Annotated in this window: 6 tRNA genes; all 6 read left to right on the top strand. The window is 60.8% G+C overall.

The features are described 5' to 3' along the window. The first annotated feature begins 156 nt into the window (after nt 1–156). The 6 genes from EOA86_RS35565 (at nt 157) to EOA86_RS35540 (ending at nt 870) form a co-directional block, all read left to right on the top strand. Nucleotides 157–233 (top strand) — tRNA-Pro (locus tag EOA86_RS35565). A gap of 62 nt (nt 234–295) precedes the next feature. After that, nucleotides 296–381 (top strand) — tRNA-Leu (locus EOA86_RS35560). 20 nt (nt 382–401) lie between these two features. Beyond that, a tRNA-Ser gene (locus EOA86_RS35555) sits at nt 402–493 on the top strand. Between the two features lie 20 nt (nt 494–513). Next, nucleotides 514–597, top strand: a tRNA-Leu gene (locus EOA86_RS35550). Nucleotides 598–652: 55 nt separating this feature from the next. Further along, nucleotides 653–726: transfer RNA gene (locus tag EOA86_RS35545), tRNA-Cys, on the top strand. A gap of 52 nt (nt 727–778) precedes the next feature. Beyond that, a tRNA-Ser gene (locus tag EOA86_RS35540) sits at nt 779–870 on the top strand. Nucleotides 871–1167: the final 297 nt, after the last annotated feature.

Below are 1167 nucleotides of genomic sequence, written 5' to 3'. Positions count from 1 at the left end.
GAAGTGCTTTGGTGGCGGGCAAGGAGGCGCCTGGCGACAGGCGTCCAAGAGGAATGGCAGCCCTCGACAGCACCCGGCTTACAGGGGATCTGGTCTCAAGCATCTCGTGGCGAGAACCGGCAGACGCGTACGGCTCGGCCTATGGGCTCGGAGAGCCGCAGTGTAGCGCAGCCTGGTAGCGCACCTCGTTTGGGACGAGGGGGCCGCAGGTTCGAATCCTGCCACTCCGACCATCCCGGTTCGCGATCTTTGCGAACGCGGCGCGAAGCTGGAAAAGCACTTACGGACGTGGCGGGCGGACGTGGCGGAATCGGTAGACGCAGCCGGCCTAAACCCGGCCGGGTATTCCCGTTGCGAGTTCGAATCTCGCCGTCCGCACCAAAATCGGGCTGCACCAATATGGAGGGGTGGCAGAGCCTGGTTGAATGCGCCCGCCTCGAAAGCGGCTAGGCCTGCAAGGGCCTCGGGGGTTCAAATCCCTCCCCCTCCGCCAGCGGCAGACCTTGGATATTCGGAGGGGTGGCCGAGCGGTTAATGGCAGCAGTCTAAAACTGCCCTCTTAAGAGTTCGTAGGTTCGAATACTACTCCCTCCACCAATCATTGTCCGTCAAGCGATGCAAGAGGTGGCGTCCCTTAGAAGCGAAGCGTCAAGGCGCCGTGGGAGAACGGCTATCCAGCGGATTGCAACTCCGTGCATGCCGGTTCGAGTCCGGCTGGCGCCTCCAAATTATCCACAACTGATCAACGGCTGGCAAAGGAAGAGTGGAGCTGACAAATGGAAGAGTGGCCGAGCGGCTGAAGGCGGCGGCTTGCTAAGTCGTTATGCGGGGACACCCGCATCGGGGGTTCGAATCCCTCCTCTTCCGCCAGCGGCATCAGGCTGTGGATTAACCGAAAACGAGCATTGCTGTCGTAACCCCATCCCTGCAGCCAACATGGCTCGATCTGGCTGAAACCCGGGGAACGCAGCACGATGCCAAGCCGGCAATGGAATTAGCAGGTTCTTTCACCAAAAGGTGCTTGACACGAAACCGATGCTTCCCATATACGCCTCTCCAACGAGGGCGGTGCGCCGCTGGCGATGAAGCGCTTCGCTTCTAGATCTGCCCTCTGCGAAATTCAAGAGAGCCGCGTGAGCGACACTCGAACGGCCCCGAAGCCAGAAG

This window comes from Mesorhizobium sp. M5C.F.Ca.IN.020.32.2.1, assembly GCF_004023105.1.
GTDB classification, from domain to species: Bacteria; Pseudomonadota; Alphaproteobacteria; order Rhizobiales; family Rhizobiaceae; genus Mesorhizobium; species Mesorhizobium wenxiniae.
Note: the sequence above shows the minus strand (reverse complement) of the source record. Positions and strands in the feature narration are given on the sequence as shown.